The organism is Pontibacter vulgaris, from assembly GCF_022758145.1.
In the GTDB taxonomy this organism is placed as follows: domain Bacteria; phylum Bacteroidota; class Bacteroidia; order Cytophagales; family Hymenobacteraceae; genus Pontibacter; species Pontibacter vulgaris.
Genome location: NZ_JAJVDH010000006.1, coordinates 124,465 through 150,186, shown reverse-complemented (window position 1 = coordinate 150,186; position 25,722 = coordinate 124,465). Strand labels below are relative to the sequence as shown.

Sequence of the window (25,722 nt, the reverse complement as noted above, 5' to 3'; positions counted from 1 at the left end):
GTTACTGCACACTTTTTTTATGCCCTTTTGCCTAGCTCAATTACCTGCAGATCGCGTACCTGCCCGTTCACAATCGAGAAACGCACCATTGTCCTGACTTTATGAAAGCCATGTTTACCTGCAGCGCCCGGGTTAATGTGCAGCAAGTTGTTCAGGCTTTTATCGGTCATAATTTTAAGTATGTGCGAATGCCCTGTGATGTATAATTGCGGTGGGTTGGTTTTTATTTCATTTCGTACGTCAGGGTGGTATTTGCCTGGGTAGCCTCCAATATGTGTCATCATAACATCCAGCCCTTCCACCATAAACCTGTTTACTTTCGGGTGCACCTGCCGGATTGTAGCGTCATCAATATTGCCATAAACTCCCCGTAATGGCGCAATTTGGCTTAGCCTGTCCGATACATCTATACTTCCAAAGTCGCCTGCATGCCATATCTCATCGCAACCTGTCAGCAGCCGGATGATCTGTTCATCGAGGTAGGAGTGGGTATCAGAAAGGAGGCCTATTTTCATAGTTGTTTTAATTTTTTGTGAAATAAAGTTTCTACGGACAATTTCAGGAAAGTATAGTTGAGTTTATACTTCTATTTTGGGTTTTAAAGCAATAGTTGAGTAGCTGGTCCAGAATCAAGTTCTGGCAATGTGCGCAGTTTTTGTTTGTCTAATACTCAAACTCCTGATTAGTTTGAAAGCAAAAGGAGACAAAGCTTGAACCTTGTCTCCTTCATTATTCATTCAGAATTTTTCATTATCTCAAACTCCCCAGGTTTCCGGCGATTTTCGCCACTGAGCGAGCGCTTCCATGGAGTTTTCAGAAATTACACCTTGCTCTAAAGCTGCTTCTGTAAGCGCGCTGTAGTTGCTAAGGCAGAATAGCGGTATGCCGGCATTCTTGAAATTTTCTTCGGCTAAAGGAAAACCATAGGTAAAGATGGCAGCCATACCTACCACTTTGCCGCCGGCAGCTATTACAGCCTCAGCTGCTTTTAAGGAACTACCACCAGTAGAGATCAGGTCTTCTACCAATACAACTTTCTGGCCTGCCAGTAGTTTTCCTTCTATCTGGTTACCCATACCGTGGCTTTTAGGCTGAGGCCTAACATACAGGAAAGGCATTTCCAATAGATCTGCTACTAAAGCACCCTGGGCAATACCTGCGGTGGCAACGCCTGCAATAGCTTCAGCATCCGGGAAATTGTTTTTTATGAGTTCAGCTAAAGCCTGTTTTATATAACTGCGTATGTAGGGGTAAGAAAGTGTAACGCGGTTATCGCAGTAAATAGGCGAATTCCAGCCCGAGCTCCACTTAAATGGCTGTTCAGGGCGTAATTTAACAGCCTCCGTTTCCAGCAGGAAAGAGGCAACTTTATGTGCTGTAGTTGTAGAATCCATGTACGAAATTACATAAATATTCTTCCTTTTTAAGCCACCGTGTTTACTTTCCGTAGATTTATGTATTGATTTGTGTAAATTTCAAGCCTAATAAGGCACCAAACCACATGAACGTTTTTATAAACGATATACCGCTGATACTTAAGAAGTCGAATGAAAAAGTATACAGGCATCATTATGACCTGGTACTGGAGTCTGATGATCACTTTACTTCTAAAGACCTGGTGGGTGATGTGCTGATAAAAGGCGTAAACAGCGATCTGATTGACCGCATTGTGCGCCTGATGGAGGTGAAGAAACTAAAAAAGCTGAATTCGCTGACGCTCGTTACTTCAAAGAAAAAGAAATTGATCGATCACCTGAAAGATCAGTTTAAAATAGTGAAGGCAGCAGGCGGACTTGTGGTGAAAGACGATAAGATTCTGATGATGTATCGTCTGGGAACCTGGGACCTGCCTAAAGGTAAGCTTAACAAAAAAGAAGTAGTAGAAGACGGCGCTTTGCGCGAGGTGGAGGAAGAGTGCAATATCAAGGTAGAAATAATTGATAAGCTACCTAAAACCTGGCATTCTTATGCCTACAAAGGAAATAAGATCCTGAAAAAGACTACCTGGTATGTCATGAACTGCACTGATGATAGTCTGATGAAACCGCAGGCCGAGGAATTTATTGAAGAGGTACGCTGGATGACGCCGGAAGAAGTGCTGGAAGTGCTGCCTAAGGCCTATGCTTCAATAGCTTTTATCGTGCGGCACTATCTGCAATCTCAGAAATCCGGAAAGGTATAAAATCATCCACGTTGCCGCCAAACCGGTGAATCTCTCTTATGATAGAGGAACTGATGGCGGCAAGTGGGGGTGAAGTGATCAGGAATACTGTTTCCAGGTCGGTATTCACATGCCGGTTTGCCTGTGCAATGGTATTCTCATATTCAAAATCTGTGGTATTGCGCAGACCACGTAGCAAAAACTTTGCATCCACTTCTCTTGCAAATTCTGCAGTAAGCCCTTTATAAGACTGTACTTTAATATTGGGTTGTCCTTCAAAAAGGCGGCTTATCACATCTACCATCGTATCGACAGGTATGTAGCGTTGCTTGCTGCTGTTGTTACCTATAGCAATAATTACCTCATCAAATAACCGCGCCCCACGCAGTACTACATCTAAATGCCCGTTTGTAAAAGGGTCAAATGAACCGGGAAATAACGCGATTTTTTTCATGGATTAATTTCGAACTATGAAGTATGAATACCTGAATTTGATTTCAATTGTTGGCAATTAGCCTATAAGTATTCAGTTATTCAAAAATTATACTTACTCGCAAAGGTGCAGGCTATACATTTCAAAATAGCGGTGCTCAAAAATATCATCGAAGCGATAGCTATAAGCGATATCTACCGGCTTCTTACCGAACCGAACATGGCGGATATACTTCTGAAGTATGTTAAATAGCGAGGAGTCGTGCGTAATGTCGCCCCAGATCGTAATGGTTTCCTGCTCCGGGTTCAGCTTTTGCTCCTGCATTACAAACACGATGTAGTAAATAAAATCTTCGGGGCTGAGGTAATGGAACACATTGCAGAACTGCAGGCCAGCCTCGTTTACTACAAGTATAGTTACATAGTTGCGCTCAATAAACAAGTATAAACCTGCTCCGTTTCTGCGGCCTGCCTGGTGCATCACACTCTTTATAAGCGAACTGGTCTGATGTACAAACTGCACACTGCGTTCCGGAAACAGGCTTTGCACCATACGGTATACCACACCCGGCACGGCAAAAATGTTTACAGCCTCCAGGTTGGTGTGCCTGTAATGCATGATTACATCCTCCTGTGGGTTAAGGTCGCTGTGCAGTTGCAGGTAGTTCGCCTGGTGATCAGGATCGAAAAGCGTTTCCGGCACTAAGGTAAAATGCGGGTTACTGATTGCCACACGCACTTCCAGCCAGCGTTGTTCCTGCAGCAATGCGTTTTCATCAGCAATCAGGCGCAATTGTTCTGCCACCTGAAGCGGCGTAAATATGGTTATCAGCTCGTAATCCTCCAGCACTACAAATTTATTTCGCTCCACATCGGCAACGGCAATACGGATATGCCGCGAACTAACCGACAAGTATAAATTACACTGGGGCGCCTGCGAAAGCGCGAAGCCCTCATCAAGTATTTTGTGCGAAAGCCGGAAGTGGGTGCTGGTTGTGCTCAAAGTATAAATTTGCTGATGTTTGCAACAGATGCCAGGTGCTACTGCTTAGTATGCTGCAAGTATAAAAAAAATATGGCACATGCTGTTGCCCAAAGGCTACTATTGCAAAAAGTGATGCTCCATTCCAAGTAAATCGTCCAGAGAAATCAGGTGGTGAAGCAGGCTATGCTTATCGGCATTCGGAATATTCTTAATCTCCTGCACGCTCAGGAACTGCACCTGTTCTATTAATTGTTTATCAGGAGCTGATTCCGGGTCTGAGCCGGTTCTCAAATTTCCGCTATCTATACTTACTTCAAAAAACAGTTCAACAGCATGTAAGGGTTTTTGCAGAAATTCATTTACGCAAAGGAAGCGCTTAATTGTAACCTGTAACCCAGTTTCTTCCAGTATTTCGCGCTTTAAACAATCGTGCAGGGTTTCGCCATATTGTACGCCGCCACCTGGAGGAGCCCAGAAAGCCTGGTTGTTTATAGTTGCCTGGTGCCGGACAAGCAGTAACTTATTATCCTGTATGCAAATGCCGCAGACACGCGCACGAAGCTTATCTGCAAATGGTAATGTGTTTGGGTTTATAGTAGTCATTTATTGCGAACCAAGTGTATTGGTGGTAGCTTTACAGTATGATTAAAACGTACAATCCGGATTTTGAGTCAGATATACGCGAAAAACTTGAGCGGCAGGAATTCATGAAGCTCATGGGTTTTGAAGTTACAAAGATAGAAGAAGGCAGGTTTGAAGGCGAACTATTACTTGAACAAAAGCATAAACAACATAAAGGCTTTACGCATGGTGGCGTTATTGCTACTTTAGCCGATATAGTGGCCGGTTTTGCAGCTGTAAGCTTAGTTCCGAAAGACCATCATGTGGTAACAGCAGAACTGAAGGTTTCATACTTTCATCCGGGAGTTGGAGATAAATTACTTGCCAAAGGTTGGGTACTGAAACAGGGGCGTAAGCTCAACTTTTGCGAAGCCGAAGTATACGTGGTAAAAGGAGAGGAGCAACCGCTGCTGATAGCCAAAGCTACAACAACAATGGCAACCATTACGCCGGAAGATATTGCCAGAAGAGTAACTAGTTCAGATTCCTGAATAATACCAGATACGTATTCGAATTTATAGTTCGGAATTTAAAATTTATACATAAAACGCGTGCGTCCATTAGAAGCATTAAAAACCAATTTCCCATTTGAGCCTACAGCCGACCAGGCAAAGCTCTTTAGTAAATTGGATGAGTTTATACTTAAGAAGGATGAAGATCGCCAGGTTTTTCTGCTGAAAGGGTATGCAGGTACGGGTAAAACCACTGTAGTTACCTCGCTGGTTAAAATCCTGAATAAGTTTGGCTACAAGTATATGCTGCTGGCACCAACCGGTCGTGCTGCAAAAGTAATGGCTTCCTATAGCGGCATTCCAGCTTATACTATCCATAAAAAGATCTACCGCCAAACAGCTAATCCATACTCAGAAGGTTTGTCGTTTACGCGCCAGCCCAATAAATCTGATAACATGTTCTACATCGTGGATGAGGCCTCGATGATTTCGGATGAAAGTGGCTTTGGTGAGAACGGATTACTACAGGATCTTCTGAATTACATTTTCGACAAAAAGAACAACAAATTACTGCTGATTGGCGATACTGCGCAGCTGCCTCCTGTAAACCAGACCATTAGTCCCTCGTTGGATGCCAGTTACCTGAAACATAATTTCCGTTGCCATGTGCAGGAGTTAGAGCTAAAGCAGGTAATGCGCCAGGCCGAGCAATCAGGCATTCTGATGAATGCCACCAACCTGCGCGACCAGCTGAAAAACGAAAAGCCAGAGATAAAACTGAATACCAAAGGCTGGCGGGATATCTATAAAATGACCGGCGAAAAGCTTGAAGATGGCTTACGCTATGCTTATGATAAATTTGGCATCGAGAATAGCATCGTTATTTGCCGGTCTAACAAAACTGCCAACCTTTACAATCAGCATATTCGCCGTCAGATATTTTTTTCTGAAGATGAAATAGGTGTAGGCGATTACCTGATGATCGTGCGCAATAATTATTTCTGGTTGCCCAAAGATTCTGATATAGGCTTTATGGCAAACGGCGATTTTGTAGAAATAACAAAAATTATTCGCTATGAAGATCTTTATGGCTTCAGATTTGCAGATGTGCGGGTACGTTTTGTAGATTACCCCGACGCTGAGGAACTGGAAGTAAAGATTATGCTCGATACGCTGTATACTGATGCGCCCGCTTTGCCAGCCGACCAGAACAAGAAGCTATACGAAGAAGTGCTGAAGGATTACATGGATATTACTACCAAGCGGGAGCGGAGCAAGGAGCTTAAAAAGAACCCATACTTAAATGCGCTTCAGGTTAAATTTGCGTATGCACTAACCTGCCACAAAGCGCAGGGCGGGCAATGGAAAGCCGTTTTCGTAGACCAGGGTTTCCTGAAAGATGACATGGTAAATGAAGAGTTTGCCCGCTGGCTTTATACTGCTTTAACACGATCATCAGAAGAGCTTTTTCTACTGAACTTTAACCAGCATTTATTGGTTAGCTGACAAAAGAAAATAAATCTTGAATCGTTTTTATATAAAAATAGTATACTACAATTGCTACATAATCTAATCCCTTATACATCATGAAAAAAGTAATCCTTTCTTTAGCTATTGCAGCACTTGCTGCTGGTGGTGCTATGGCACAACAAACAAAAACAACTCCAACTGCGCCTCAGGTGCAAGCCAAAGCTGGCCCGGCTATTACCTTCGAAGAATCGGAGTATAACTTCGGTGATATAGCGCAGGGTGATGTAGTGGAGCACGTTTTCAAGTTTAAGAATACGGGTACGCAGCCATTAGTTATCAGCCGCGTAGATGTTACCTGCGGTTGCACTACTCCCGACTGGACTAAAGAGCCTGTAATGCCGGGTAAAGTTGGCACGGTAACAGCTAAATTTAACAGCGCAGGCAAATTAGGTCAGCAAAAGAAAGCCATCACGATTCATTCTAATGCTACAGAGCAGAGCACAAATGTGTATATCGTAACAAATATTAAGGAGAAAGCAGCTGGTAGCGCAAAAGTTAACTAAGCTTACTCTAGTATAAAGCATAAAAAAAGCCCGCATCCATAAAGGTGCGGGCTTTTTTTATTAATAGTATTTATACTTTACAAAGCCTTGCTGATAGCATAGAAAAGGAAACCCCACCCGGCAATAAGGGTAGTGCCGCCAATTGGTGTTATGGCACCTAACCAAGTTACACCTGTAAGGCACAATACATACAAAGACCCCGAGAAGATCAGGATACCTATAAAAAAACACCAGGCTGCTATCTGAAGTGTTGGCTCCTGTACCCTGAATAACAATAGACCTACAGCAAGCAGAGCCAGCGTGTGGTACATCTGGTATTTAACGGCTGTTTCAAAAGTAGCAGTGCGGTTGGTTGCCTCCAGCATCGGGCCTAATGCATGTGCACCAAAAGCGCCTATCATAACGGTTAAAGCACCAAGGGCACTTGCTATTAAAAGTATGGCTTTTTGTGTCATGCTTAAGCTTCTTCCTCTTCTTCGTCGCTGTTCAGGGCCTCAATAATCTGGCTTTCGTAATCTTCCAGGCTGTCGTAGTTCGTGAACAAAACCAGTTTCTTTTGTGCTTTCAGTTCGTTTATAACATCCAGTGCAGCTTCCAGGGGCTCTGTTTCTTTACCAGATAATGCGGCATCCCAATCCAGACCAGCCAGCAAATGGTCGCCATACATGCCCACGCACCAATTTTCTAAAAACTCTACTAACGGAACTTGCTCGGCCTTATAACCATCCCACTCATCTTCGGCACATGCCATAGCGCCTGCTTCACTCGACCAGAACAGGATAACCTCTGTATCATCAAATTCATTTGAGCTCGAAGTGGCCCATATATCGCCTTCCGAAAGTCCCCAAACAGCATCAGATGCTACAACACGTTCTATAAACTTTTTGTAAGTGGCTTCATTTGACTCTCCGTTCTGTTGCATGGTTTCTTGTGATGTTATGGTTTATATTTCTTTTATACTTACTTCTTACTATAATCTCTTGCACCAAATATACCACTTCCTACCCGAATCATAGTGCTACCTTCTTCAATAGCCAGTTTCCAGTCAGATGTCATGCCCATAGATATCTCTTTAAAGTCTTCATTAGCAAAGAAGAAGGTGTCCTTAATTTTAGTGAAACATTCTTTCAGGTAACGGAATTCCTGTCGAAGTTTAGTCTCATCATCAGTATTGGTGGCTATTCCCATTACACCAGTTATGCGGATGTAGTGCATCTGGCGATACTCATCTGATTGTAATAGTGCTACAGCCTCTTCGTAGTTCATGCCATACTTTGTTTCTTCATCTGCTATAGAAATCTGAAGCATGCAATTAATGGGAGTTGTACGGTTACGCTGCTCGGCACGTTTGTTAATTTCCTGCAACAATTTCAGGCTATCTACCGACTGAATGGTGTCAACAAAATTTGCGATATACTTCACTTTGTTTGTTTGAAGGTGACCGATCAGGTGCCATTCAATATCGTGGGGAAGCTGGTGGTATTTCTCTTCCAGTTCCTGTACTTTGTTCTCCCCGAAAATACGCTGACCGGCATCATACGCCTCTTTTATAGTAGCTGCTGTATGGGTTTTAGATACGGCCACTATACGGCAGCCTGTGCCCTGTAATTGCTGGTTAAAATAATGAAGATTTTCGGCTATCGGCATAGTTTTATGTTATATCTGGCTTGTAAGTAGCTGGTTTTGTTAGTCTTCAAGTACGTTTGTTATGAATGTATTCTTTAAAAGCATCCATAACAGCAATAGGAGCAGTGCCCATTTTAAGTATACCTGGTAATAATCGCGGGTATCGCGGAATCGTTTTTCCGTTACTTCGGTTTTTTCATATTTGTTGATGTTCCGGAAAATTTCCTGCAGCGCATCTTTGGAATCGGCTCTGAAGAAAAGTCCTTCGCCAAGTTGTGCTATTTGTCGCAAACTGCTTTCATCGAGCTGCGTTTCTACCAGTACTTTTTTTCCCGAGTTATCAGATGCATAAGTTGCCTGCCCGTCTTTACCTATACCAATCGTATAAAGTTTTATGTTGTGCGCAAAGGCCAGCCGTGCCGCCATTTCGGGGTCCAGGCTGCCGGCAGTGTTTTCGCCATCGCTTATAAGTATAACGACTTTACTTTTGGCATTAGAGTCGCGCATTCTGTTTACAGCTATAGCCAGGGCACTACCAATAGCGGTACCATCGTTCGGTATCATTTTAAAGCCTATGGAATTTATACTTTCCCGTAGCAACTGATAATCTGTGGTAAGAGGGGCAAGGGAGTAGGCGTCGCCTGCAAAAACAACCAGGCCGATGCGGTCCTGCACTCGTCCATTTATAAAATCAAGTGCTACATCTTTGGCAGCATCCAACCTGTTTGGTGTAATGTCTGTCAGCTCCATCGAACCTGAAACATCCAGTGCCAGCACAATGTCAATTCCTTCTGCGCTCTGCTCTATCTGTTCGTTAACGCGCTGAGGCCTTGCTATGGCAACCAGCACCAGCATCATGAAAAGTATAAATATAAGGTCCGGCAGAAAACGTAATAAGCTTGTGAACTGGAATTTGGTCTTGCTGTTAAACATGGCCATATCCAGCTTGTTACGTGTTTTAAGTGTAAGTAACCATTTAAACATAAACAGCAATGGCACGGCCGGTAATGCATAGAGCACCACTGGGTAAACCCAATCGAAAGAACGGAGGGTACTGTAACTAAACCATTCCAGGTTCAGCCAGTCCAGTTGCTCATCGCTTATTCCTAGCATTGTTAGTTACCTCTCGTTGTGTTTTATAACGGCTTCTGGCAAAAGTGCGAAGCTGCACCAACGCGTCCTGCGTTTCTTTATCGGCTTCGGTTAACAGGTTACCATATATGGCTTTATCGCAAAGGCGCAAGGCGGTGTTTACATCTTCGTTGTCGTGGTAAAAGCGCACGATTTCTTTGGTGGTAAAAGAGTTGATTGCGCTTTTTTCGAGTTTGGTGAGATAGTTTTTCCAAAGTGAAACAGCCTTCTCCATACTTTGAGAAGATCCTGATTTTACAAACCTGTCTACGTGCGAAGTATAGCGCGAAGCAAAGTATACATGGTCTTTACGGAGGCGGTAAAGTTTATACTTTGTTTTTATAGTCTGACCAAACGTAAGCCACACTAGACTGAAAAAAACGAAAGCAGCCGCCATCCATACCACTACAATTGGCCAGTTAAAACGCTCTTCTACCGGTACCAAAGCAGTATCTGTTTTAAACTGCAAAGGCTCGATCACTTTACTTACCAATTGCTTTAGCTGTAACGTATCTGCCTGGGCTTTTACCTGTATCGTGTCCTGGCCCTGCAAAACAAGCACCGGAAGCGCCAGCTCCTGTACCGGGTATATTTCGAAGGTACGCAAAGTATAAACAGCGCTGTCCGTGCTGATCCCGCCTCTAGTATAAGTAGGGTAGTAGCGTTTGCTCACAAATTCAAAAGGGGCAAAGCTTTGGCTGGAGTCCGGAAGTATAACTTCCTGCGTTGCCGGGTGCCTGTGTACCAGCGTGTATTGCAGCAGCTCGCCTAACTGTGCAAAGTCGCGGTTAAAGCGGCCTTCTGGCAGCGGAACCTGCTGGCCCCATGCAACTGCCTGCAGTAAGTATAAAAGTATAAATAAAGGTAATTTACGCACTTTTCTTGGTAGACTTATTTCTGAGCCTGAACAGATTAACGAGTTGCGGTACATAGTCCTCGTTTGTTTGTATAGCTAAATAATTTGCCTGGTACTTCTGACAGATGCGCGCTACTTTCTCCCGGTTCTGCTTATATTGAGATAAATAATGTTGCTGAAATTCATCGCCTGATGTATTAAGCCAGATCGTTTTGCCGCTTTCCTTATCCAAAACAGGTACAATGCCCAGACCAGGTACTTTTTGCTCGCGAAGGTCCTGTAGTTGCAGCACGATCAGGTCGTGGCGTTTTGCCAGCATAGCCAGTTCGCGCTCGTAATTGGTATCTATAAAATCAGAGATGAGCAGGATAATGCTCCGGCGCTTTATGATATCCAGCGTTAATTTTATACCTGCTGCCAGGTTAGTTTTAGCTGATTTTGGTTTTAGCTCCGATAGCGCCTTAATGATAGTATAAGCCTGCTCAATGCCTTTGGCCGGTTTAATATACTTTTCTTTCTGATCGCTGATGCACACAATGCCGATCTGGCTTTGCTGCTGCGCTGCCGAAAGCGCCAGTACGCCGCAAATCTCTTTGCCAATATCAAGCTTATGCTGCTTTCCGGTGCCAATGGTTTGCGAAGCGCTCACATCCAGCATCAGGAACACCGATTGCTCTTTCTCTTCGCGGTAGGTTTTTACAAAAGTGCCATGTCCTTTTGCCGACACGTTCCAGTCAATCGAGCGCACATCATCTCCGTACTGGTAGGCGCGCACGTCGTCAAACTCCAGCCCGGTACCTTTAAATACCGAGTGGAAATCGCCTTGCATCTGGGTGGTTATTGCCTTTCTGATGCGGATCTCGTACTTTCGTAGCTTTTGAACAAGCTCTTTCATACTTTGGGCTGTAGCGTCAGATTTTAAAATTAGGACATATTCCCGTAATTTACATCCGTGAAAAGACTTTTCTGCATACTTTTTTGTTTCAGCCTGCTAGGTTGCCAGAAACAAACCCCCAAGCCACCTGAAAACCTGGTTACTAAGGAAAAGATGGTGCAAATACTGGCTGATGTACATGAGGCTGAGGCGCGCATTGAAAGTAAGATGAATTACCCCGATACTGCCATGATGACTTTTAACCATGCGCAGAAACTGATACTAAAGAAACATGGCGTGTCAGAGAAGAAGTTTCGGGATACGTATGACTACTACCTGGAGCACCTTGTTGAAATGGATAAGCTTTATGAAATTATAATTGATACTTTGAGTGTGCGTGAGTCTAAAGCCAAAATTAAAGAAGGGCAAGCGCCTGAGGCAGAAGGTGATGCGCAGCAGCCAGCTCCTTATAGAGCATTGTAAATTATTAGTTTGGCTGATAAGGACGATAGTATAGATTTATAGTTAAAGGCATGGCTGAAAAAGCGATGCCTTTTTTTGTCAGATCAGTTTGCTGCCGTTAGGTACCTTAGCGGCTGGTTGCGCCAGCACAATATTTTTATCCTCATCTTCAAAGCCTGTTACCAGCACCTCCGAAATATATTTGCCTATTTGTTTTTTGCCTAAGTTGGTTACACAGAGCACCTGCTTGCCTATTAACTCTTCCTTAGAGTATAGCTTTGTGATCTGGGCGCTTGACTTTTTTATACCCAACGGGCCAAGATCAACGGTAAGTTTATAAGCCGGCTTACGTGCTTCCGGAAAATCAAAAGCTTCAATTATAGTTCCAACTCTGATATCGGTTTGCTCAAAGTGCTGCCAAGTAATGGTGTCTGTTATCATGAAGAGTTAATTGGTGTTTCAAAAGTATGTTAATCAAAGCTTGTTTGGTCTAGTTCTAATTCTAATCTCATCTGGTAAAGGTCAAAGCCTTTAGCCCAGAAATCCTTTTCAGTTTTCTCTAATTTAAACCCAAGCTTTTGGTAAAATTTATACACTAGCTGCGTTGTTCTTACAAGTATAGAATTTATACTTTGATTTTTCCTGATCTCATCAATTCTATACTTTGTCAGTTTTGTGCCAATGCCTTTTCCCTGGTAATCCGGGTGAATGATATCCCAGGAAATACGCGCCAGCTTCTCTTCCGGAAAGTAATTGATTCCCCCCGAACCTATAATTTCCCCATTTTCCTCAACTATAAAATAGTTATCCAAATGATTGTCTAGGTACGCTAAAAAGTCATTCTCTTCCGATTCGTCGAAATAGAGAGGAGTGTTAAGCCTCAGTAAAGCCACCAACGCATTTTTGTCTTCTTTAGAATAAGGTCTTATCATGCTTGGTTTATTTTATAGAATAACGAGGTCCTGAAACAGCGTCTGATTTTAGTTGAGAACAGACTGGGTTTGAATGTATACTTTTTATGACAATTAGCTTTGTACGCAACTAAAAAGCATCCCGCTCTCAAAGCTGGATATTAAAAGAAGTGCTGTAACAAGAATTACTAATTTGATATTTTCATTTTAATAGACACCTAACGGGCCGCGTGTATGCAAAGCCTGTAGCGAAGCAAGGGTTTTGTATACATTGTGTCATAGGTAGCCTTTCTTTTAATTACTGTTTTTAATTAACGATTGTATAAGCAATCTTCTCCTATCGCACCGCCACCATATTCAAATATTACACTGTCATTGTGAATGTAAACACACTCTTGATTAATCGCTAACCGTACTGAGTCATTCTTAGGTTTATCTAACAGGCGAAAGTAGTATTTCCCCATTCCACTCCGCTGAAAACCAATTTTGAAGTCATCCCTTTTATCAAATGAAATACAATTTGCTTTGTCAAGCTTATTCTTTAACTCAACTAGATTGTTTTTAGTCCAACCTAGTATATTTAGTAGGCTGTCAACCTGTTTTGATTCAATATTTCTGTCTGTAAGGGTATAATAAGCGTTACCCTTAACTATGTTAAAATAGAATAGCTCATTATCGTTTTCAAATTCAATGTCAACTTTGGTGTCAGGTGGTAAAATGGAATTAAAGTAGGTTTTCGCTTGGTAAATTTCATTTCTCTTCAAGTCAAAGTTTTGCTTCAGGTCATCTAATGAATAATCTTTGTCAAAAGAGCCAAAGGCAATACCAAAAAGAATAAAAACACCAATTACGAGAGCTAGTCCAAGCGTCAACAGAGCTAATATCGCCTTTATAAATAAGTTCATCATCTTCCCATCTGTCTATACTGAAGGTTACCTATAACGGTTGGTACATAAAGCGAGCGAGGCGCAGCCAAGCTTGGCTTATGTGCCGGGTTAGTGGATGTTATTCTTAAATACCCCGACTTTCATACCTGATAAACTTAAACTGTTTTTTCTGCTGGTCAAAAGAATAGACTGCTCGACCAACACCAGAATTTAACAAGCGTATTTCTCCTTTCTCTTTTTTAGCACCTAAAGGCAAGATTGAAACATCAAACTGACCGTTATTAAATCTTAGAGGGAAAAGGTAATGGTAAGTAATTTCTTCTTTTCTATCGAGAATTTCGCTAAGCTCACCTTCGCTTTCTTTGACTACTTTGATAACCGTATTCCCCACTTTTGTCATCAGACTATCAGTAATTACTTCAGGTTGATTGCTCAAGTACAGTGTATCATACTTTATAGTACTCTTCTCAAGATGCTTGATATACTGAATCAGAGCATTATTATAGATGTTGCTCTGCCCTTTTACTTCTGTAGAATTAATGCTCTGCCCCACTGTGAGGAATGGTATCAGAAGTAGTAAGGTCAGAAGCTTTACCATTTTTTCTTTTATAAATTAATATACCCACTAACTATTGGATATACGACAACATACGCTTATCTGCACTATAACTGCAGTAGCAGCAATTACAACTCTCTTTCAAGTTTTAGCTTAAAGTATAAATATAGTTAAATCATTATACTAAAAGTATAGCAAGTATAAATTATACTTCAATTTCCTTCCTGAAAGCCTTACAGCAACATAAGGCACCGCACATCGTAATCCTATGCAATTGGTTTAGTATACTTTAACAAGATCATACTTGCCTTTATACCTGCCATAAAACTAGAAACTATGAAAAGAGAATCCGGAGCAAGCCGCTCTGCCTGGATGGACGATGTGGTGATGCCTGCCACCCAAAAGCTTTCTGAAAACCTGACCTGCGATGTATGTGTTGTCGGTGCCGGTATTGCTGGCATTACTACAGCCTACCTGCTTGCCAAAGAAGGAAAACGGGTAATTGTGCTGGAGGCGAAGCATATAGGAGGAGGCGAAACCGGCCGCACAACAGCACATCTTGCCAATGCCCTCGATGATCGTTTTACAGAACTCATCAAGCTTTTTGGTATTGAAGGTGCCCGAAAAGCAGCGCAAAGCCATGGCGATGCAATCGATAAAATAGAAGAGATCATCAAGGACCTTAAAATAGACTGCGACTTTGTTCGTGTAGATGGTTACCTTTTTGCCAATAACCGCGAGCAAGGCGAAGACTTAATGAAGGAACTGGAGGCAGTGCAACAGATTGGCTGGCGCGATGTGGTGTTACGCAAAGAATGCCCGGTGCCAACCCTTACTGGCTTATCCTGTCTGCAGTTTCCGAACCAGGCACACTTCCATGTGCTTAAATACCTGGAGGCGGTTAGCCGGGCCATTATAGATAAAGGCGGCAGAATTTATACAGAAACCCGTGCCGAGCGATTTGAGACCGGCGCTATAAATACTGTTATCTGTACAGATGGGCATGCAGTTTCTGCAAACCATTTGGTAGTGGCAACTAACACACCGGTAAACGATTGGGTTACAATCCATACAAAACAAGCTCCCTACAGAACCTATGCTATAGCAGCCAAAGTGAATGCCGGCGAAGTGCCCGATGCCCTGTATTGGGATATGGACGACTCGTACCATTACATCCGCTTACTGAAAGGAAAAGCAGAAGGAGTAAACACAGAACATGCAGGATCGGATTTGCTTATAGTTGGTGGTGGAGATCATAAAACTGGCCAGGACCATCACCCGGAAAAACATTTTGCAGAATTAGAGCGTTGGATGCGCCTGAAACTCCCGATGGCAGGGGAGGTGACTTACCGTTGGTCGGGGCAGGTATATGAGCCGGTTGATGCGCTGGCATTTATAGGCCGAAACCCGGGAGATGCTGAAGTATACATTGCCACAGGTGATTCGGGGCATGGCATGACACACGGCACCATTGCAGGTATGCTGATTACAGATCTTATAATGGGAAGGCCCAATTTATACGAAAAACTTTACGATCCGGGGCGGGTAAGCCTTAAGTCTTCGGGCGAGTTCATGAAAGAGAACCTGAATGTGGCAGCTCAGTTTAAAGATTACGTTACAGGTGGTGATGTTGATGACCCAATGCAGGTAATGCCAGGCACTGGCGCCATTATGCGAAAAGGAATGACCAAAGTAGCTGTGTATTGCGACCAGGATGGAAAACGCCACGAATGTTCTGCCATTTGCCCGCACTTAGGCTGCGTGGTTAGCTGGAATAACGTAGAAAGCTCCTGGGATTGCCCATGCCATGGGTCACGCTTCGATCCTTTTGGCAACGTAATCAATGGCCCTGCATTAAAAAACCTCGGCCCGGCTGAGTAATTTATACTTCAGGTTATGTAAAAAGCGCTGGCCATACTTTGCAAAGTATGGCCAGCGCTTTTTACTTTATTTATAGGCTTCGAGCTCCTGCAGTCTTTTTTCGATATTGGCAGCCCATTCCTGCTGTACATCGCTATTCAGGCCGTGATTAGATTTTTTATCAAACAGATCCTGCTCGGCTTTCCATTCTTTAAAAACCTGGTTTACAGCCGGGGTCATCGTGGTTTTTACGTTGCTGCAACTGCTTCCTATTTTCTGTAGTTTCTTACGCAGCAGGCGGGCGTGTACTTCAGTCAAATCAAAATGCAACTGCTCGTGGAACAGTAATTTATCTGATTTTTTGTTCTTCGACCAGGATTCAGTTGGCAGGAAAACGCAGGTTACATTATATTCGAAACGGTCGTTTTTGCATTTAGCATCTACAGCCAGGTTAGCAGCCGTTAACGCATGGTGCGGATTCCCATCGTCGGGGTTTCCTTTAAAATCTTCCCAGCTAAGTCTGCGCGATGGCGACCAGGCCAGTGTTCCGTTATTCTTGTGACCAACTTTATGGCTGTTATTGTCTTTCGCTGCTTTTGCAGGTAAAAGAACTGTGGTTGGTGCAGGCGCAAAAATGCCTGTTAACAACGTGAAAAGTAAGGTAAAAATTACCATTGGCTAAAAGGTAAAATATATTCGTAATCCCCGAACGCAGGTAAAATAAATTTAGTGCCGTATTTGTACTTTTTACTTTTGGCTAAAGCGTAAGCTCAACATTTTGAAGCGCATAAATAAAAGCACAGCAGCCACAGATAAGCCAACCAAAAGGCCTGTCCAGATGCCATTTACACCAAAGCCCAACTTAAAGCAAAGCAGGTAGCCCACCGGCAAACCAATAACCCAGTACGCTATTAGCGAGATAATGCCCGGAATGCGCACATCTTCCAGTCCGCGCAGGGCACCAAGCCCAACCACCTGAACGCCATCCGATATCTGGAACAAGGCAGCTATTATAAGTAGAACCGATGCAATTTGCATTACCTCCGGATCATCGATGTAAAGACCAGGTATAACTTTATTGAATAAAACCATGAGTAAGCCGCTGGCTGTCATAAAGATAGCGCCCATGGCAAAGCTGCTTAAACCCGCAATGCGCATTGCTCTATAGTTGCCAAGTCCCTTTTGGTTACCCACCCGTATAGTTGCCGCCGCCGCAATACCGCTTGCCATCATATAGGTAACCGATGCTACGTTTATGGCTATCTGGTGTGCTGCCAATTCTTTTGCGCCAAGCCAGCCAATCATGATAGCCGAAAAACTAAAAGCGCCCATCTCAAACAGCATTTGGCCGGAAATTGGCAAGCCCAGTTTAAAGATGCGGTACATGTGGATGAAGGAGAGATGCCTGTAGGTCATAAAACGCCTGAAAATTTCGAAGCGTTTGGTGTATAATACAAATGCACCCATCATTAGCGCCATTATAATGCGGGATATAAGGGTAGCCCAGGCTGCACCCACCATACCCAGTGCCGGAAATCCCAGCTTACCCCAGATCAGGAGATAGTTAAGTATTATATTTAGTGTGTTTGCGAAAATGGTGATGTACATGGATTGCTTGGTGAACGAAAGCCCTTCGGCAAACTGCTTGAAAGCCTGGAATATCATAAGCGGCACCATGGAAAGGAAAAGCACATTTACATAAGGTATAGCCAGTTTTACCACATCGGCTGGCTGATTGAGGTGCGTAATAAAAGGAGAGAAAAAGTATCCGGCCAGAAAGAGCAAAATCCCTAAAATAAAATTAGAGAACAACCCGTTCAGCAATAGCAATGAAATACGGGTATAGTTGCGACGGCCTTCGGCTGCAGCTATCAGCGGCGTTATACTGAACGACACACCCAGTCCGAATACCATCACGATCATGAAGATACTATTGCCTAATGATGCGGCTGCTAGTGGCAGCGTACCAATCTGGCCTACCATCAGACTATCGAAAACACTAACCAGGATATGCCCTAACTGGCTCAGCACAACCGGGTAAGCCAGCGAGAAGTTCTTGGAAAAGTGTTCTTTATATTCTGAAGTATTCATGCGGGAGGCTGTCTTTAAAGAAAATGCTGCAAAATTAGCTATTTTTAATGGTAAGAGACAGCCCGCCTTTAAATAAACCTGAAGCTATGAAGTATAAGTTTAGTGTTGAAGTGTACTCAAGGCCAGTTTTAAACGTTTCGAAGCTTCTTTCAATTTATCTTTTTCAACGGCAAAAGACATGCGGGCAAAACCCACAGCGCCGAAATTATCTCCGGGAGCTAACTCGAGGCTGTAGTAATCGCGGAAGTAGTTACACAGCGCTATACCGTTTTTTATACTTTGGCCTGCCGGGGTTTTAGAGTTGATATAATATGTAAAGTCAGGGAAAAAGTAATAGGCACCTTCTGGCAAAGTATAATTTACATGAGGTAGCTCTTCGAGTGCCTGCTGCATAAGCGCACGGTTTTCCTTCAGAATTTTGAGAATAGGAGCGAGGGCAGACTGCCTGTTCAGCAGCGTAGCAACTGCGGCCTGCTGTGAAAACAAACTGATTCCTGACATAGTACTTGCCTGAAATGCGATACATTTTTTAATCAGGTCAGTAGCTCCGGCAATGTAGCCAATGCGCCAGCCCGACATGGCAAACGATTTTGAAAAACCGTTTATGACAATCGTTTTTTCGTTTGCCCCTTCGCAGGAAAGGATAGAAGTAAAAGGCCTATCGTAAGTAATACAGTCGTAAATTTCATCGTTAAGCACATATAAATCTGGGTAGGCAGCTGTAACTTTAAGTATAGCCTCCAGTTCTTTTTTACTGTATAAACGCCCCATCGGGTTGCCGGGATTTGTAAGTATAAGCAAGCGGCTTCGCTCGTTCAGTACTTGTTTCAGAGCTTCAGGAGTAATGGTGTAATTATCCTCAGGCGAGGTATTTAAAGCAACCCCAACACCTTTACTATACTTCAGCAACTCATGAAATCCGAACCAGGCAGGTACAGGCACAATTACTTCATCCCCCTCATTCAGCAGCACAGAAAGTACATTAAAAAGCGCCTGTTTGCTGCCTGGCGTTACCAGTACCTGCTCAGGCGTTAGCGCTATATTTTCCTCCTGGTACCGTTCAGCGATGGCCTGGCGTAGTTCCGGAATTCCTTCTGTAGGGCCATACGAGGTAGCGCCATTACGGAGTGCCTTTATAGCAGCTTCAATTGCAGGTTCAGGGCTTTGGAAATAGCTGGCACCCGAAGCAAGTTTTATATAATCCATGTATCAATCTACCGTGAATAAGACATCGGCAAAATACTGATTCTTTTCCATAAACACAGTTTCGGTATTAAAACCACATACTTTCCCAAGTTCCTGTATTTGCTGCAAAGTATATTTATGTGAGCTTTCAGTATGTATAGCTTCCCATGCCTTAAAAGTATAGCTTTGCCCGGTAGCGTGTATGTCTACCTGCTGGTCGGTGCGGCTTACCAGGTAGCTTTTCATAACGCCTTCCTGCGGGTCGTAGAGTGCATAATGCTGGAAGGCCTGCAAATTAAAATTGGCTCCAAGCTCTCGATTCATTCGCTCCAGCAGATTCAGGTTAAATTCGGCTGTTATACCTGCAGCATCGTTGTAGGCATCAATTATAGTTTCGGGATCTTTACGCAAATCGGCCCCTAAGAGCAGTTTATCGCCGGGTTGCAGGTAGCTTCTTATACTTTTCAGGAAGTTTATACTTTCCTGTGTTTCAAAATTGCCGACGTTAGAACCCAGAAACAAGACTACTTTCCGTGCGGATTTATTTTCCTGGAGCCATTTCAGCGCATCAAAATATTCGCCCACCACGGCTTGCGCAAGTACAGCTGGCATTTCTTCGTGCAGGTCTTCAGTCAGTTCCTGCATGGCATCTACTGAAATATCTACTGGTACATATTCGAAGTTCTGCCCTGTGGCAGTAAGTTCCCGAATCAGCACTTTGGTTTTCATGGCATCGCCTGCGCCCAGGTCAATAAGATGGAAGAATCCTTCCTTACCAAACTGGCTCGCCATTGCCTGTTTATGCTCGTTTAGCAGGTCAAATTCACAGCGTGTCAGGTAGTATTCGGGCATATCCATTATCTGCTGAAAAAGCTTGCTGCCTTTGGCATCGTAAAACCAGCGCGACGATAATTTTTTTGGTGTCTGGTTCAGCCCGTTTGTTATATCTTTTGCAAAATCAGCATAAGTAGTAGCAGCATCTGATTGCTGGCTTACTATAGTTAATGGATGTAAAGTATGGTTTAATTGCATAGTTTAATTTGCTAACCTGATGCCAGTATACTGCCAGCGCTTATCAGGATGGAAAAAATTACGGTATGTGGTACGGATATGGTTTTGTGGCGTAGCGCATGAGCCACCACGAAGCACCATCTGGTTGATCATGAATTTGCCGTTATACTCGCCTAATGCTCCAGGCGCTTTTGAGAAACCCGGGTAAGGGTGGTAGGCACTATAGGTCCATTCCCAGGTATCGCCATAAAGCTGTTGCATGCCTTTTATACCTGCTTGGGCTGCAGTTGGCTCCAGTATTTCAGATTCTACAAAGTTTCCGATAGATGGCTGATATACCTGTGAAGCGGCTTCCCATTCAAACTCGGTGAGCAATCGTTTACCGGCCCAGTTGGCAAAGGCATCGGCCTCGTAAAAACTAATGTGCGTAACTGGCTCCTGCATGTTCAATTTCTGCAAGCCATGCATCGTAAATCGGTGCCACTCGCCATCCTGCTCTAACCAGTAAAGCGGGGCTTTCAGGTCGTTTGTTTTTATGAATGTTAAACCTTCATCCAGCCAAAAGCGAAAATCTTTATAGCCTCCAGCCTGCATAAAATCAAGGTACTCGCCATTTGTTACAAGCCGGTTCATTACTGTAAAATCAGGCAGTAAAACCTGGTGCACACCCAGTTCATTGTCAAAGCAAAAGTCTTCTCCCTTGTAGCCAATAGTATAAATTCCGCCTGGCACTTCCAGAAATTCGGCTGGAACAGTAGTAGCTGATGTTTCAGAAAGTTTAGCCTGTTTATACTTGGGGAGTAATGGATTGGTGCTCAGGATATACTTTATGTCGGTTATCAGGAGTTCCTGGTGCTGTTGTTCGTGCTGCAGGCCTAGTTCCAGCACAGGTAGTATTTCGCTTGCCTGAGCTTCATTTATACTTTGCAGCAGCTTCTGAATATGTTCGTTCACGTGTTGGCGGTAAGTATAAATATCGCGCAAAGGTGGCCTTGTAAGGGTGCTGCGTTGTGCCCGCTGCACCCGGTTGCCAACGCTGTTATAGTAGGAGTTAAATAAAAAGCTGTAGTCCGGGTGAAATACCTTATAGCCGGTTAAGTATGGTTTAAGCACAAATTCTTCAAAAAACCACGTAGTATGCGCCATGTGCCACTTCGGCGGACTCACATCTATCATGGGTTGCACTACGGTATCTTCAGGCTCCAAAGGCGCACAGATGTATTCAGTCTGATTCCTTATTTTTTCAAAACGCTGTAAAAACGTTGCATTTATAGTGGCGGTGAGGGTACTCATAAAGAGGTAATTGGGGTTGGCAAAAGCTTAAAGTAGACCATCCGGTGTAATAGAGTTCGGTTTTGGGTGATGAAACGGTTTATACTTATACGTGTGGAGTATGTACTATAGAAATGGCTTTATTGTTTTTACTCAAACTTCTTATCTTATTTAGGCCTCTACTCCGTAAATTGCCCTGTTATCAGACACTGTCAAGATGAAACTGAAACTCAACTATGTACCGCATACGCTGCATTTTAAATTTGATGCCCGCACCTCGCGGGGATCCATTTCTGAGCATAAAGTCTTTTACCTGCAGCTTTGTAAAGAAAATGAGCCTGAAATTACTGGGGTGGGGGAATGTGCGCCACTGGCTGGCTTAAGTGTAGATTACCGCCCAGACCTGGAAGCTAAATTGCGTGATGTATGCCGGCAAGTAAGTTCCTATAACATTGATTGGTTAGAAAATCCGCTGGAAGTATGGAAGGAGGAACTGGCACTTACAGATTGGCCTGCTATACTTTTTGCTCTTGAAACTGCCATACTTGATCTGAAAAGTGGCGGTGCCAAACAGCTGTTTGATAATGGTTTTAGCCGTGGCGAAGCAGGTATACCTATAAACGGACTTATCTGGATGGGAGAGCCCGACTTTATGCAGGATCAGATCCGTAAGAAACTTGCTGAAGGCTACAATTGCCTTAAGCTGAAGATTGGAGGTCTGGATTTTGCCTCTGAACTTGAGATATTACAAAGTGTACGCGAAGCAGCTGGGCCTGATGAGTTAACTATACGCGTTGATGCAAACGGAGCCTTCAAATCCGAAGAGGCCTTTCGTAAATTGGAGCGCCTGGCACATTATGGCATCCATTCGATAGAGCAGCCCATCCGGCAAGGGCAGGTTCAGGAAATGGCCCAACTTTGCAATTTTTCGCCAATTCCAATTGCCTTAGACGAAGAATTGATCGGAGTTCTGGGAACTACTGCAAAAACAGACATACTCGAAAAAATCATGCCTCATTATATCATACTGAAGCCAACGCTGGTAGGTGGTATGGCTGCCAGCGCCGAATGGATAAAATTGGCAGAAGAACGAAATATTGGTTGGTGGATGACTTCAGCGCTCGAATCAAACATCGGGTTGAATGCCATCAGCCAATTTACCTCAAACTATACTATCACGATGCCGCAAGGCTTGGGTACCGGGCAGCTATACCACAACAATATTCCATCGCCGTTACTGATTGAAAAGGGGAAACTTTGGTACAGTAAGCAAATGGATTGGGGAAGTATAAATTAGCGATTCCTGTTAGGCAAGCGTATTAACCCAGAAAGTATAATGCTCCGCTTAAAGAGATTCCCTCTCTGTTGAGGCTAAGTATAAAATGAGTTGATAAACAAAAAGGCCTGCAAAACTGCAGGCCTTTTTGTTTTATTAATGTTGGAAACCGCCACCGCGCATGCCCGGAGGGCCCTGGCGCATATTCTGGTTGCTGTCCGGATTTGGAGCACCAAAACTGCGGATGTTATAACTAAATGTAAGCATAAAGAAGCGCTGCAATACAGTCGACTGTACATCTTCTACATAATCTGGCTGCACATTACGCTGTATACTTACGTTTTGCTTTAGTAAGTCATTTACGCTAAGGCTTACTTCCCCTTGCTTGTTTTTAAACACTTTCTTGCCCAGGCTCATGTTCCAAAGCAGGTAGCTCTTATCTACACCTGCCGAAAGCCCTGAGTTATACTGGTGGTTCAATTCGGTACGGTATACTAGGTCTTTCCATAAGATCCAGTTATAACGCAGGCTGGAGCTCTGGTTAAAGTAGTTATTGTTCTGGCGTGTGTTGAACGTATTCTTTACAATGTTGTAAGTAGAGTTGGTAGAAACGTTGAAATCAATTTTCTCGCTGATATTGCTGCTTAGGTTAATGCCTAGGCCAAAATTCGATGTTTTAGAGAAGTTGATATTTCCATCTATCATACCCGGTGTTTTAGTATAACCCAACCAACCGTTCAGGTTAAAGTTAGAACTGATAAAGTTTACCGGCTGGCCATAGTTAAAGAATGAGCGCACGTTCCAGTAACCATCCATGTTTACAGGGCGCGAAAAGCGTGCGCCCGGCTGTGCCTCATATCCTTCTGTAAATTCTGCCGGGATATTCTGAGTATAAACGCTATTGGCTATATAATTATCTGTTTTGGTAGCGAACATACCAATGAAGAAAACACGGTTAGTTTCCGGGTTAAAGTCACGGTAACGAACATTTATTCTGTTCTGGAAATCCTGTTCAAGTGCAGCATTTCCTCTTCTCAACTGCAGTGAGTTCGAAATGTCCAGAACATCCTGAAGCTGCTCTACAGATGGCACATTGGTGCTGCTGCGGTAATTAATGTTCAGGTTACGGGAGTTAGAGAATTTATACTCATACTCTGCCGATGGCAATATGTTGGTGAAGTCGCGGTTAAGAGGATATACCGTTGGATATACTCTTTTACTTTCCAAAGTTGCATACTGGTAGCGGGCATTTGCCTGGAAGCGTACTTTTTCAGTACGGTATTGGTAACTTGGCCCGAAGCTCTGAGACAGGTAATCGCTTTTAAACGTGCTGCTCAGCGGAGTGTTAAAGCTCGAATATGCTCCATCCGTTTCTACAAAATCAAAAGTGCGTCTGTCGGAGTCGTTCTTTTGGTTGCCTATACTATACTCCAGTTGAAGGCGTGAATTCTGTCCCAGCTTCTGTGAGTAATTGGCATTACCATTCCAGGATAAAAACGAACGGTCTATGCTGCTGTATTGGTTACGGTAGAAGTTCCTGGTTTCATCGCTATAGTTAACAACGTCTTCCAACTGATAGTTATCGCCATCGGTATTACTGTAGTTGGTATTAAAGTTAGCTGTTAAAATACGCCCTGAACTTCCGAAACGGTGCGAATACAGGATAGTGTTGTTAAAATTCAGGTTGATATTATCGCTGTTAATTTTACTCAACGACTGACTTAACGCATCGCCATTTCCTGCAATTGTATTGGCCGTACGGTTTATTAAATTGTTGTTTTGCTGGAACGAGATATTAGGCGTGATGAGTAAGCGGTTGTTCGAATTGATGTTGTACTGCAACCGGAAATTGAAACGGTGGCTGTCTTCGTTGTTTTCGTTTAGGCTGTTCTCGTTGTATTCCTGCCCTTCATTTACACCTGAAATATTCTCGCGGTAACGAAACTGGTTGTTTACAATATCACGGTTTGTATAGTTATAGTTGGCGCTAACTTCCATTTTCTTGCCCCACATATCATTATAGTTAAGGCCGAAAGTGTTTGTGTTAATGATGCCGTTAGGAGAGCCACCACCCCACATTCTGCGGCCACGCATGCCGCCACCCGGAGTCTCGCCAACTGAAAAATCAAACATGTTTATGTTATTTGTAAGGCCGGTAACTGTTATTCTTCTGCTGTTATTGAAATAGTTAAGGCTTGCTCCAACCATGTAACGATCGTCAGTGCCGTAACCGGCAGATGCTTTACCTACATATCCCTGGCGGCGCTCTTTCTTGGTTATGAAATTGATCGTTTTAACGCGGTTGCCATCTTCAAATCCGCTGAAAGCAGCCTGATCGCTCTGGCCGTCAAAAACCTGCACGTTCTCGATCATATCAGAAGAAAGATTACGCATTGCTGAATTTACATCTTCGCCTGTATAACGCTTTCCATCTATCATTACCTGCTTCACATCCTCGCCCTGCGCCTGAATTGTGCCGTTGTTTACAGTTATACCTGGCATTTTAGTTACCAGATCTTCGGCACTGGCATCAGGAGCTGTTTTAAAAGCTTTTGCATTAAGTTGGGTTGTATCGCCTTTTTGTTCGCCTAGTGGCGCACGGCCAACTACCTGTACTTCACTTAACTTGTTGTTCTCTTCCTGAAGCGCTATTACACCCAGATTTAAAGAAGCCTGTCCTACCTGAACAGTTTTGGTAAGCACGCTAAAACCAAGAAACCTGGCCTCTAATGTATAGGCACCTGCCTGCACACGCTCGAAACGGAATTTGCCTTCGCCGTCAGTAACAGTTGTAAGCATAGCTCCGCTGGGAGTACGTTTTAAAATAACGCTGGCACCTGGCAGGCCACTATTATCTGTACTGCTTTGCACTGTACCAAATACTGCTATACTTTGCGCATAAGCATAATTAAAGCCAACCAGAAAAGTCAGCAATAGTAATAGTTTTTTCATGAATGGGTAATAGTATAGTAGATTAGGATTTAAAATAGCTTGGTGTATATAACTGGACCAAGAGAAATGCAAAGGTAAAAGATAGATT

The 25,722-nt window shown here is 43.5% G+C and carries 28 protein-coding genes; 7 read left to right on the top strand and 21 right to left on the bottom strand.

What is annotated here, in order from left to right:
- Window positions 1–17 precede the first annotated feature (17 nt).
- The gene (locus LWP20_RS15075) at window positions 18–515 is read right to left on the bottom strand and encodes a metallophosphoesterase family protein (RefSeq protein ID WP_242929002.1); all 498 of its coding nucleotides are present in this window, start codon (window positions 513–515) and stop codon (window positions 18–20) included.
- 240 nt (window positions 516–755) lie between these two features.
- Window positions 756–1,394 carry an orotate phosphoribosyltransferase gene (gene pyrE, locus LWP20_RS15070; RefSeq protein ID WP_242929001.1) on the bottom strand — a complete coding sequence of 213 codons (639 nt, stop codon included), beginning with the start codon at window positions 1,392–1,394 and terminating at the stop codon, window positions 756–758.
- Between the two features lie 107 nt (window positions 1,395–1,501).
- Here pyrE and LWP20_RS15065 point away from each other — a divergent pair, with 107 nt between their 5' ends.
- Window positions 1,502–2,182, top strand: a complete 681-nt coding sequence (locus LWP20_RS15065; RefSeq protein WP_242929000.1) for an NUDIX hydrolase — start codon at window positions 1,502–1,504, stop codon at window positions 2,180–2,182.
- Here the strand turns inward: LWP20_RS15065 and coaD are convergent.
- The 3 genes from coaD to LWP20_RS15050 form a co-directional block, all read right to left on the bottom strand.
- Window positions 2,136–2,615 (bottom strand): pantetheine-phosphate adenylyltransferase, encoded by a 480-nt coding sequence (gene coaD, locus LWP20_RS15060; protein WP_242928999.1) that lies wholly within the window; start codon window positions 2,613–2,615, stop codon window positions 2,136–2,138. The genes LWP20_RS15065 and coaD overlap by 47 nt on opposite strands.
- Before the next feature lie 93 nt (window positions 2,616–2,708).
- On the bottom strand, window positions 2,709–3,596 hold the full coding sequence (locus tag LWP20_RS15055; RefSeq protein ID WP_242928998.1) for a DUF3822 family protein: 888 nt from the start codon (window positions 3,594–3,596) through the stop codon (window positions 2,709–2,711).
- 99 nt (window positions 3,597–3,695) lie between these two features.
- Window positions 3,696–4,181, bottom strand: coding sequence for an NUDIX domain-containing protein (locus LWP20_RS15050; protein WP_242928997.1), 486 nt, complete (start codon window positions 4,179–4,181; stop codon window positions 3,696–3,698).
- Window positions 4,182–4,219: 38 nt separating this feature from the next.
- On the opposite strand from LWP20_RS15050, the gene LWP20_RS15045 reads away from it, so the two are divergent.
- The 3 genes from LWP20_RS15045 to LWP20_RS15035 all read left to right on the top strand — a co-directional run bounded on the left by LWP20_RS15045 (window position 4,220) and on the right by LWP20_RS15035 (window position 6,684).
- Window positions 4,220–4,690, top strand: coding sequence for a PaaI family thioesterase (locus tag LWP20_RS15045; RefSeq protein WP_242928996.1), 471 nt, complete (start codon window positions 4,220–4,222; stop codon window positions 4,688–4,690).
- 60 nt (window positions 4,691–4,750) lie between these two features.
- On the top strand, window positions 4,751–6,157 hold the full coding sequence (locus LWP20_RS15040; protein WP_242928995.1) for an ATP-dependent DNA helicase: 1,407 nt from the start codon (window positions 4,751–4,753) through the stop codon (window positions 6,155–6,157).
- A gap of 80 nt (window positions 6,158–6,237) precedes the next feature.
- Window positions 6,238–6,684, top strand: a complete 447-nt coding sequence (locus tag LWP20_RS15035) for a DUF1573 domain-containing protein (RefSeq protein WP_242928994.1) — start codon at window positions 6,238–6,240, stop codon at window positions 6,682–6,684.
- Between the two features lie 77 nt (window positions 6,685–6,761).
- On the opposite strand, the gene LWP20_RS15030 is transcribed toward LWP20_RS15035, so the two are convergent.
- Genes LWP20_RS15030 through LWP20_RS15005 form a run of 6 tightly spaced genes read right to left on the bottom strand, consistent with a single transcriptional unit; the run spans window position 6,762 to window position 11,192 of the window.
- A complete protein-coding gene (locus LWP20_RS15030; protein ID WP_242928993.1) occupies window positions 6,762–7,139 on the bottom strand; it encodes a DUF423 domain-containing protein in 378 nt (125 codons plus the stop codon).
- Window positions 7,140–7,141: 2 nt separating this feature from the next.
- On the bottom strand, window positions 7,142–7,606 hold the full coding sequence (locus LWP20_RS15025) for a DUF2750 domain-containing protein (protein WP_242928992.1): 465 nt from the start codon (window positions 7,604–7,606) through the stop codon (window positions 7,142–7,144).
- A gap of 38 nt (window positions 7,607–7,644) precedes the next feature.
- Window positions 7,645–8,331, bottom strand: coding sequence for a YggS family pyridoxal phosphate-dependent enzyme (locus LWP20_RS15020; protein ID WP_242928991.1), 687 nt, complete (start codon window positions 8,329–8,331; stop codon window positions 7,645–7,647).
- A 39-nt stretch (window positions 8,332–8,370) separates the two neighbouring features.
- The gene (locus tag LWP20_RS15015; RefSeq protein ID WP_242928990.1) at window positions 8,371–9,423 is read right to left on the bottom strand and encodes a VWA domain-containing protein; all 1,053 of its coding nucleotides are present in this window, start codon (window positions 9,421–9,423) and stop codon (window positions 8,371–8,373) included.
- The gene (locus LWP20_RS15010; RefSeq protein WP_242928989.1) at window positions 9,404–10,318 is read right to left on the bottom strand and encodes a hypothetical protein; all 915 of its coding nucleotides are present in this window, start codon (window positions 10,316–10,318) and stop codon (window positions 9,404–9,406) included. The genes LWP20_RS15015 and LWP20_RS15010 overlap by 20 nt, the downstream gene beginning before the upstream one ends.
- Window positions 10,311–11,192 (bottom strand): DUF58 domain-containing protein, encoded by an 882-nt coding sequence (locus LWP20_RS15005; RefSeq protein ID WP_242928988.1) that lies wholly within the window; start codon window positions 11,190–11,192, stop codon window positions 10,311–10,313. Before LWP20_RS15005 ends, LWP20_RS15010 begins: the two co-directional genes overlap by 8 nt.
- Window positions 11,193–11,249: 57 nt before the next feature.
- Between LWP20_RS15005 and LWP20_RS15000 the strand changes: the two genes are divergently transcribed.
- On the top strand, window positions 11,250–11,654 hold the full coding sequence (locus tag LWP20_RS15000) for a DUF4296 domain-containing protein (protein ID WP_242928987.1): 405 nt from the start codon (window positions 11,250–11,252) through the stop codon (window positions 11,652–11,654).
- 78 nt (window positions 11,655–11,732) lie between these two features.
- Here the strand turns inward: LWP20_RS15000 and LWP20_RS14995 are convergent, their stop codons facing one another.
- The 4 genes from LWP20_RS14995 to LWP20_RS14980 form a co-directional block, all read right to left on the bottom strand.
- Window positions 11,733–12,074, bottom strand: a complete 342-nt coding sequence (locus tag LWP20_RS14995) for a tRNA-binding protein (protein ID WP_242928986.1) — start codon at window positions 12,072–12,074, stop codon at window positions 11,733–11,735.
- Window positions 12,075–12,103: 29 nt separating this feature from the next.
- Entirely contained in the window at window positions 12,104–12,565 is a 462-nt protein-coding gene (locus LWP20_RS14990) for a GNAT family N-acetyltransferase (protein WP_242928985.1), read from the bottom strand.
- A gap of 290 nt (window positions 12,566–12,855) precedes the next feature.
- On the bottom strand, window positions 12,856–13,452 hold the full coding sequence (locus LWP20_RS14985) for a hypothetical protein (RefSeq protein ID WP_242928984.1): 597 nt from the start codon (window positions 13,450–13,452) through the stop codon (window positions 12,856–12,858).
- Between the two features lie 103 nt (window positions 13,453–13,555).
- Window positions 13,556–14,029: a hypothetical protein gene (locus LWP20_RS14980; protein ID WP_242928983.1), complete on the bottom strand. Its 474-nt coding sequence runs from the start codon at window positions 14,027–14,029 to the stop codon at window positions 13,556–13,558.
- A gap of 294 nt (window positions 14,030–14,323) precedes the next feature.
- On the opposite strand from LWP20_RS14980, the gene LWP20_RS14975 reads away from it, so the two are divergent.
- Window positions 14,324–15,868 (top strand): FAD-dependent oxidoreductase, encoded by a 1,545-nt coding sequence (locus LWP20_RS14975; protein WP_242928982.1) that lies wholly within the window; start codon window positions 14,324–14,326, stop codon window positions 15,866–15,868.
- A gap of 66 nt (window positions 15,869–15,934) precedes the next feature.
- Here LWP20_RS14975 and LWP20_RS14970 read toward each other — a convergent pair whose 3' ends face one another.
- The 5 genes from LWP20_RS14970 to egtB form a co-directional block, all read right to left on the bottom strand.
- Complete coding sequence (locus LWP20_RS14970) at window positions 15,935–16,522, bottom strand: DUF922 domain-containing protein (RefSeq protein WP_242928981.1); 588 nt, start codon at window positions 16,520–16,522, stop codon at window positions 15,935–15,937.
- A 72-nt stretch (window positions 16,523–16,594) separates the two neighbouring features.
- Complete coding sequence (locus tag LWP20_RS14965) at window positions 16,595–17,938, bottom strand: MATE family efflux transporter (RefSeq protein WP_242928980.1); 1,344 nt, start codon at window positions 17,936–17,938, stop codon at window positions 16,595–16,597.
- A 99-nt stretch (window positions 17,939–18,037) separates the two neighbouring features.
- Window positions 18,038–19,144: an aminotransferase class I/II-fold pyridoxal phosphate-dependent enzyme gene (locus LWP20_RS14960; RefSeq protein ID WP_242928979.1), complete on the bottom strand. Its 1,107-nt coding sequence runs from the start codon at window positions 19,142–19,144 to the stop codon at window positions 18,038–18,040.
- 3 nt (window positions 19,145–19,147) lie between these two features.
- Window positions 19,148–20,155 (bottom strand): L-histidine N(alpha)-methyltransferase, encoded by a 1,008-nt coding sequence (egtD, locus tag LWP20_RS14955; RefSeq protein ID WP_242928978.1) that lies wholly within the window; start codon window positions 20,153–20,155, stop codon window positions 19,148–19,150.
- Window positions 20,156–20,158: 3 nt separating this feature from the next.
- On the bottom strand, window positions 20,159–21,427 hold the full coding sequence (gene egtB, locus LWP20_RS14950) for an ergothioneine biosynthesis protein EgtB (protein WP_242928977.1): 1,269 nt from the start codon (window positions 21,425–21,427) through the stop codon (window positions 20,159–20,161).
- 196 nt (window positions 21,428–21,623) lie between these two features.
- On the opposite strand from egtB, the gene LWP20_RS14945 reads away from it, so the two are divergent.
- Window positions 21,624–22,703 (top strand): o-succinylbenzoate synthase, encoded by a 1,080-nt coding sequence (locus tag LWP20_RS14945; RefSeq protein WP_242928976.1) that lies wholly within the window; start codon window positions 21,624–21,626, stop codon window positions 22,701–22,703.
- Window positions 22,704–22,838: 135 nt separating this feature from the next.
- Here LWP20_RS14945 and LWP20_RS14940 read toward each other — a convergent pair whose 3' ends face one another.
- Window positions 22,839–25,634: a TonB-dependent receptor gene (locus LWP20_RS14940; RefSeq protein ID WP_242928975.1), complete on the bottom strand. Its 2,796-nt coding sequence runs from the start codon at window positions 25,632–25,634 to the stop codon at window positions 22,839–22,841.
- Window positions 25,635–25,722 lie beyond the last annotated feature (88 nt).

What these genes read in the sequence shown, in the direction of transcription:
- LWP20_RS15075 (WP_242929002.1), bottom strand. Translation starts at nt 515, where the DNA reads ATGAAAATAGGCCTCCTTTCTGATACCCACTCCTACCTCGATGAACAG.
- LWP20_RS15030 (WP_242928993.1), bottom strand. Translation starts at nt 7,139, where the DNA reads ATGACACAAAAAGCCATACTTTTAATAGCAAGTGCCCTTGGTGCTTTA.
- LWP20_RS14965 (WP_242928980.1), bottom strand. Translation starts at nt 17,938, where the DNA reads ATGAATACTTCAGAATATAAAGAACACTTTTCCAAGAACTTCTCGCTG.
- LWP20_RS14940 (WP_242928975.1), bottom strand. Translation starts at nt 25,634, where the DNA reads ATGAAAAAACTATTACTATTGCTGACTTTTCTGGTTGGCTTTAATTAT.
- LWP20_RS15005 (WP_242928988.1), bottom strand. Translation starts at nt 11,192, where the DNA reads ATGAAAGAGCTTGTTCAAAAGCTACGAAAGTACGAGATCCGCATCAGA.
- LWP20_RS14985 (WP_242928984.1), bottom strand. Translation starts at nt 13,452, where the DNA reads ATGATGAACTTATTTATAAAGGCGATATTAGCTCTGTTGACGCTTGGA.
- LWP20_RS15015 (WP_242928990.1), bottom strand. Translation starts at nt 9,423, where the DNA reads ATGCTAGGAATAAGCGATGAGCAACTGGACTGGCTGAACCTGGAATGG.
- LWP20_RS15045 (WP_242928996.1), top strand. Translation starts at nt 4,220, where the DNA reads ATGATTAAAACGTACAATCCGGATTTTGAGTCAGATATACGCGAAAAA.
- LWP20_RS14995 (WP_242928986.1), bottom strand. Translation starts at nt 12,074, where the DNA reads ATGATAACAGACACCATTACTTGGCAGCACTTTGAGCAAACCGATATC.
- pyrE (WP_242929001.1), bottom strand. Translation starts at nt 1,394, where the DNA reads ATGGATTCTACAACTACAGCACATAAAGTTGCCTCTTTCCTGCTGGAA.
- LWP20_RS15025 (WP_242928992.1), bottom strand. Translation starts at nt 7,606, where the DNA reads ATGCAACAGAACGGAGAGTCAAATGAAGCCACTTACAAAAAGTTTATA.
- LWP20_RS14945 (WP_242928976.1), top strand. Translation starts at nt 21,624, where the DNA reads ATGAAACTGAAACTCAACTATGTACCGCATACGCTGCATTTTAAATTT.
- LWP20_RS14970 (WP_242928981.1), bottom strand. Translation starts at nt 16,522, where the DNA reads ATGGTAATTTTTACCTTACTTTTCACGTTGTTAACAGGCATTTTTGCG.
- egtD (WP_242928978.1), bottom strand. Translation starts at nt 20,155, where the DNA reads ATGCAATTAAACCATACTTTACATCCATTAACTATAGTAAGCCAGCAA.
- LWP20_RS14960 (WP_242928979.1), bottom strand. Translation starts at nt 19,144, where the DNA reads ATGGATTATATAAAACTTGCTTCGGGTGCCAGCTATTTCCAAAGCCCT.
- LWP20_RS15020 (WP_242928991.1), bottom strand. Translation starts at nt 8,331, where the DNA reads ATGCCGATAGCCGAAAATCTTCATTATTTTAACCAGCAATTACAGGGC.
- coaD (WP_242928999.1), bottom strand. Translation starts at nt 2,615, where the DNA reads ATGAAAAAAATCGCGTTATTTCCCGGTTCATTTGACCCTTTTACAAAC.
- egtB (WP_242928977.1), bottom strand. Translation starts at nt 21,427, where the DNA reads ATGAGTACCCTCACCGCCACTATAAATGCAACGTTTTTACAGCGTTTT.
- LWP20_RS15050 (WP_242928997.1), bottom strand. Translation starts at nt 4,181, where the DNA reads ATGACTACTATAAACCCAAACACATTACCATTTGCAGATAAGCTTCGT.
- LWP20_RS15065 (WP_242929000.1), top strand. Translation starts at nt 1,502, where the DNA reads ATGAACGTTTTTATAAACGATATACCGCTGATACTTAAGAAGTCGAAT.
- LWP20_RS15035 (WP_242928994.1), top strand. Translation starts at nt 6,238, where the DNA reads ATGAAAAAAGTAATCCTTTCTTTAGCTATTGCAGCACTTGCTGCTGGT.
- LWP20_RS14980 (WP_242928983.1), bottom strand. Translation starts at nt 14,029, where the DNA reads ATGGTAAAGCTTCTGACCTTACTACTTCTGATACCATTCCTCACAGTG.
- LWP20_RS14990 (WP_242928985.1), bottom strand. Translation starts at nt 12,565, where the DNA reads ATGATAAGACCTTATTCTAAAGAAGACAAAAATGCGTTGGTGGCTTTA.
- LWP20_RS14975 (WP_242928982.1), top strand. Translation starts at nt 14,324, where the DNA reads ATGAAAAGAGAATCCGGAGCAAGCCGCTCTGCCTGGATGGACGATGTG.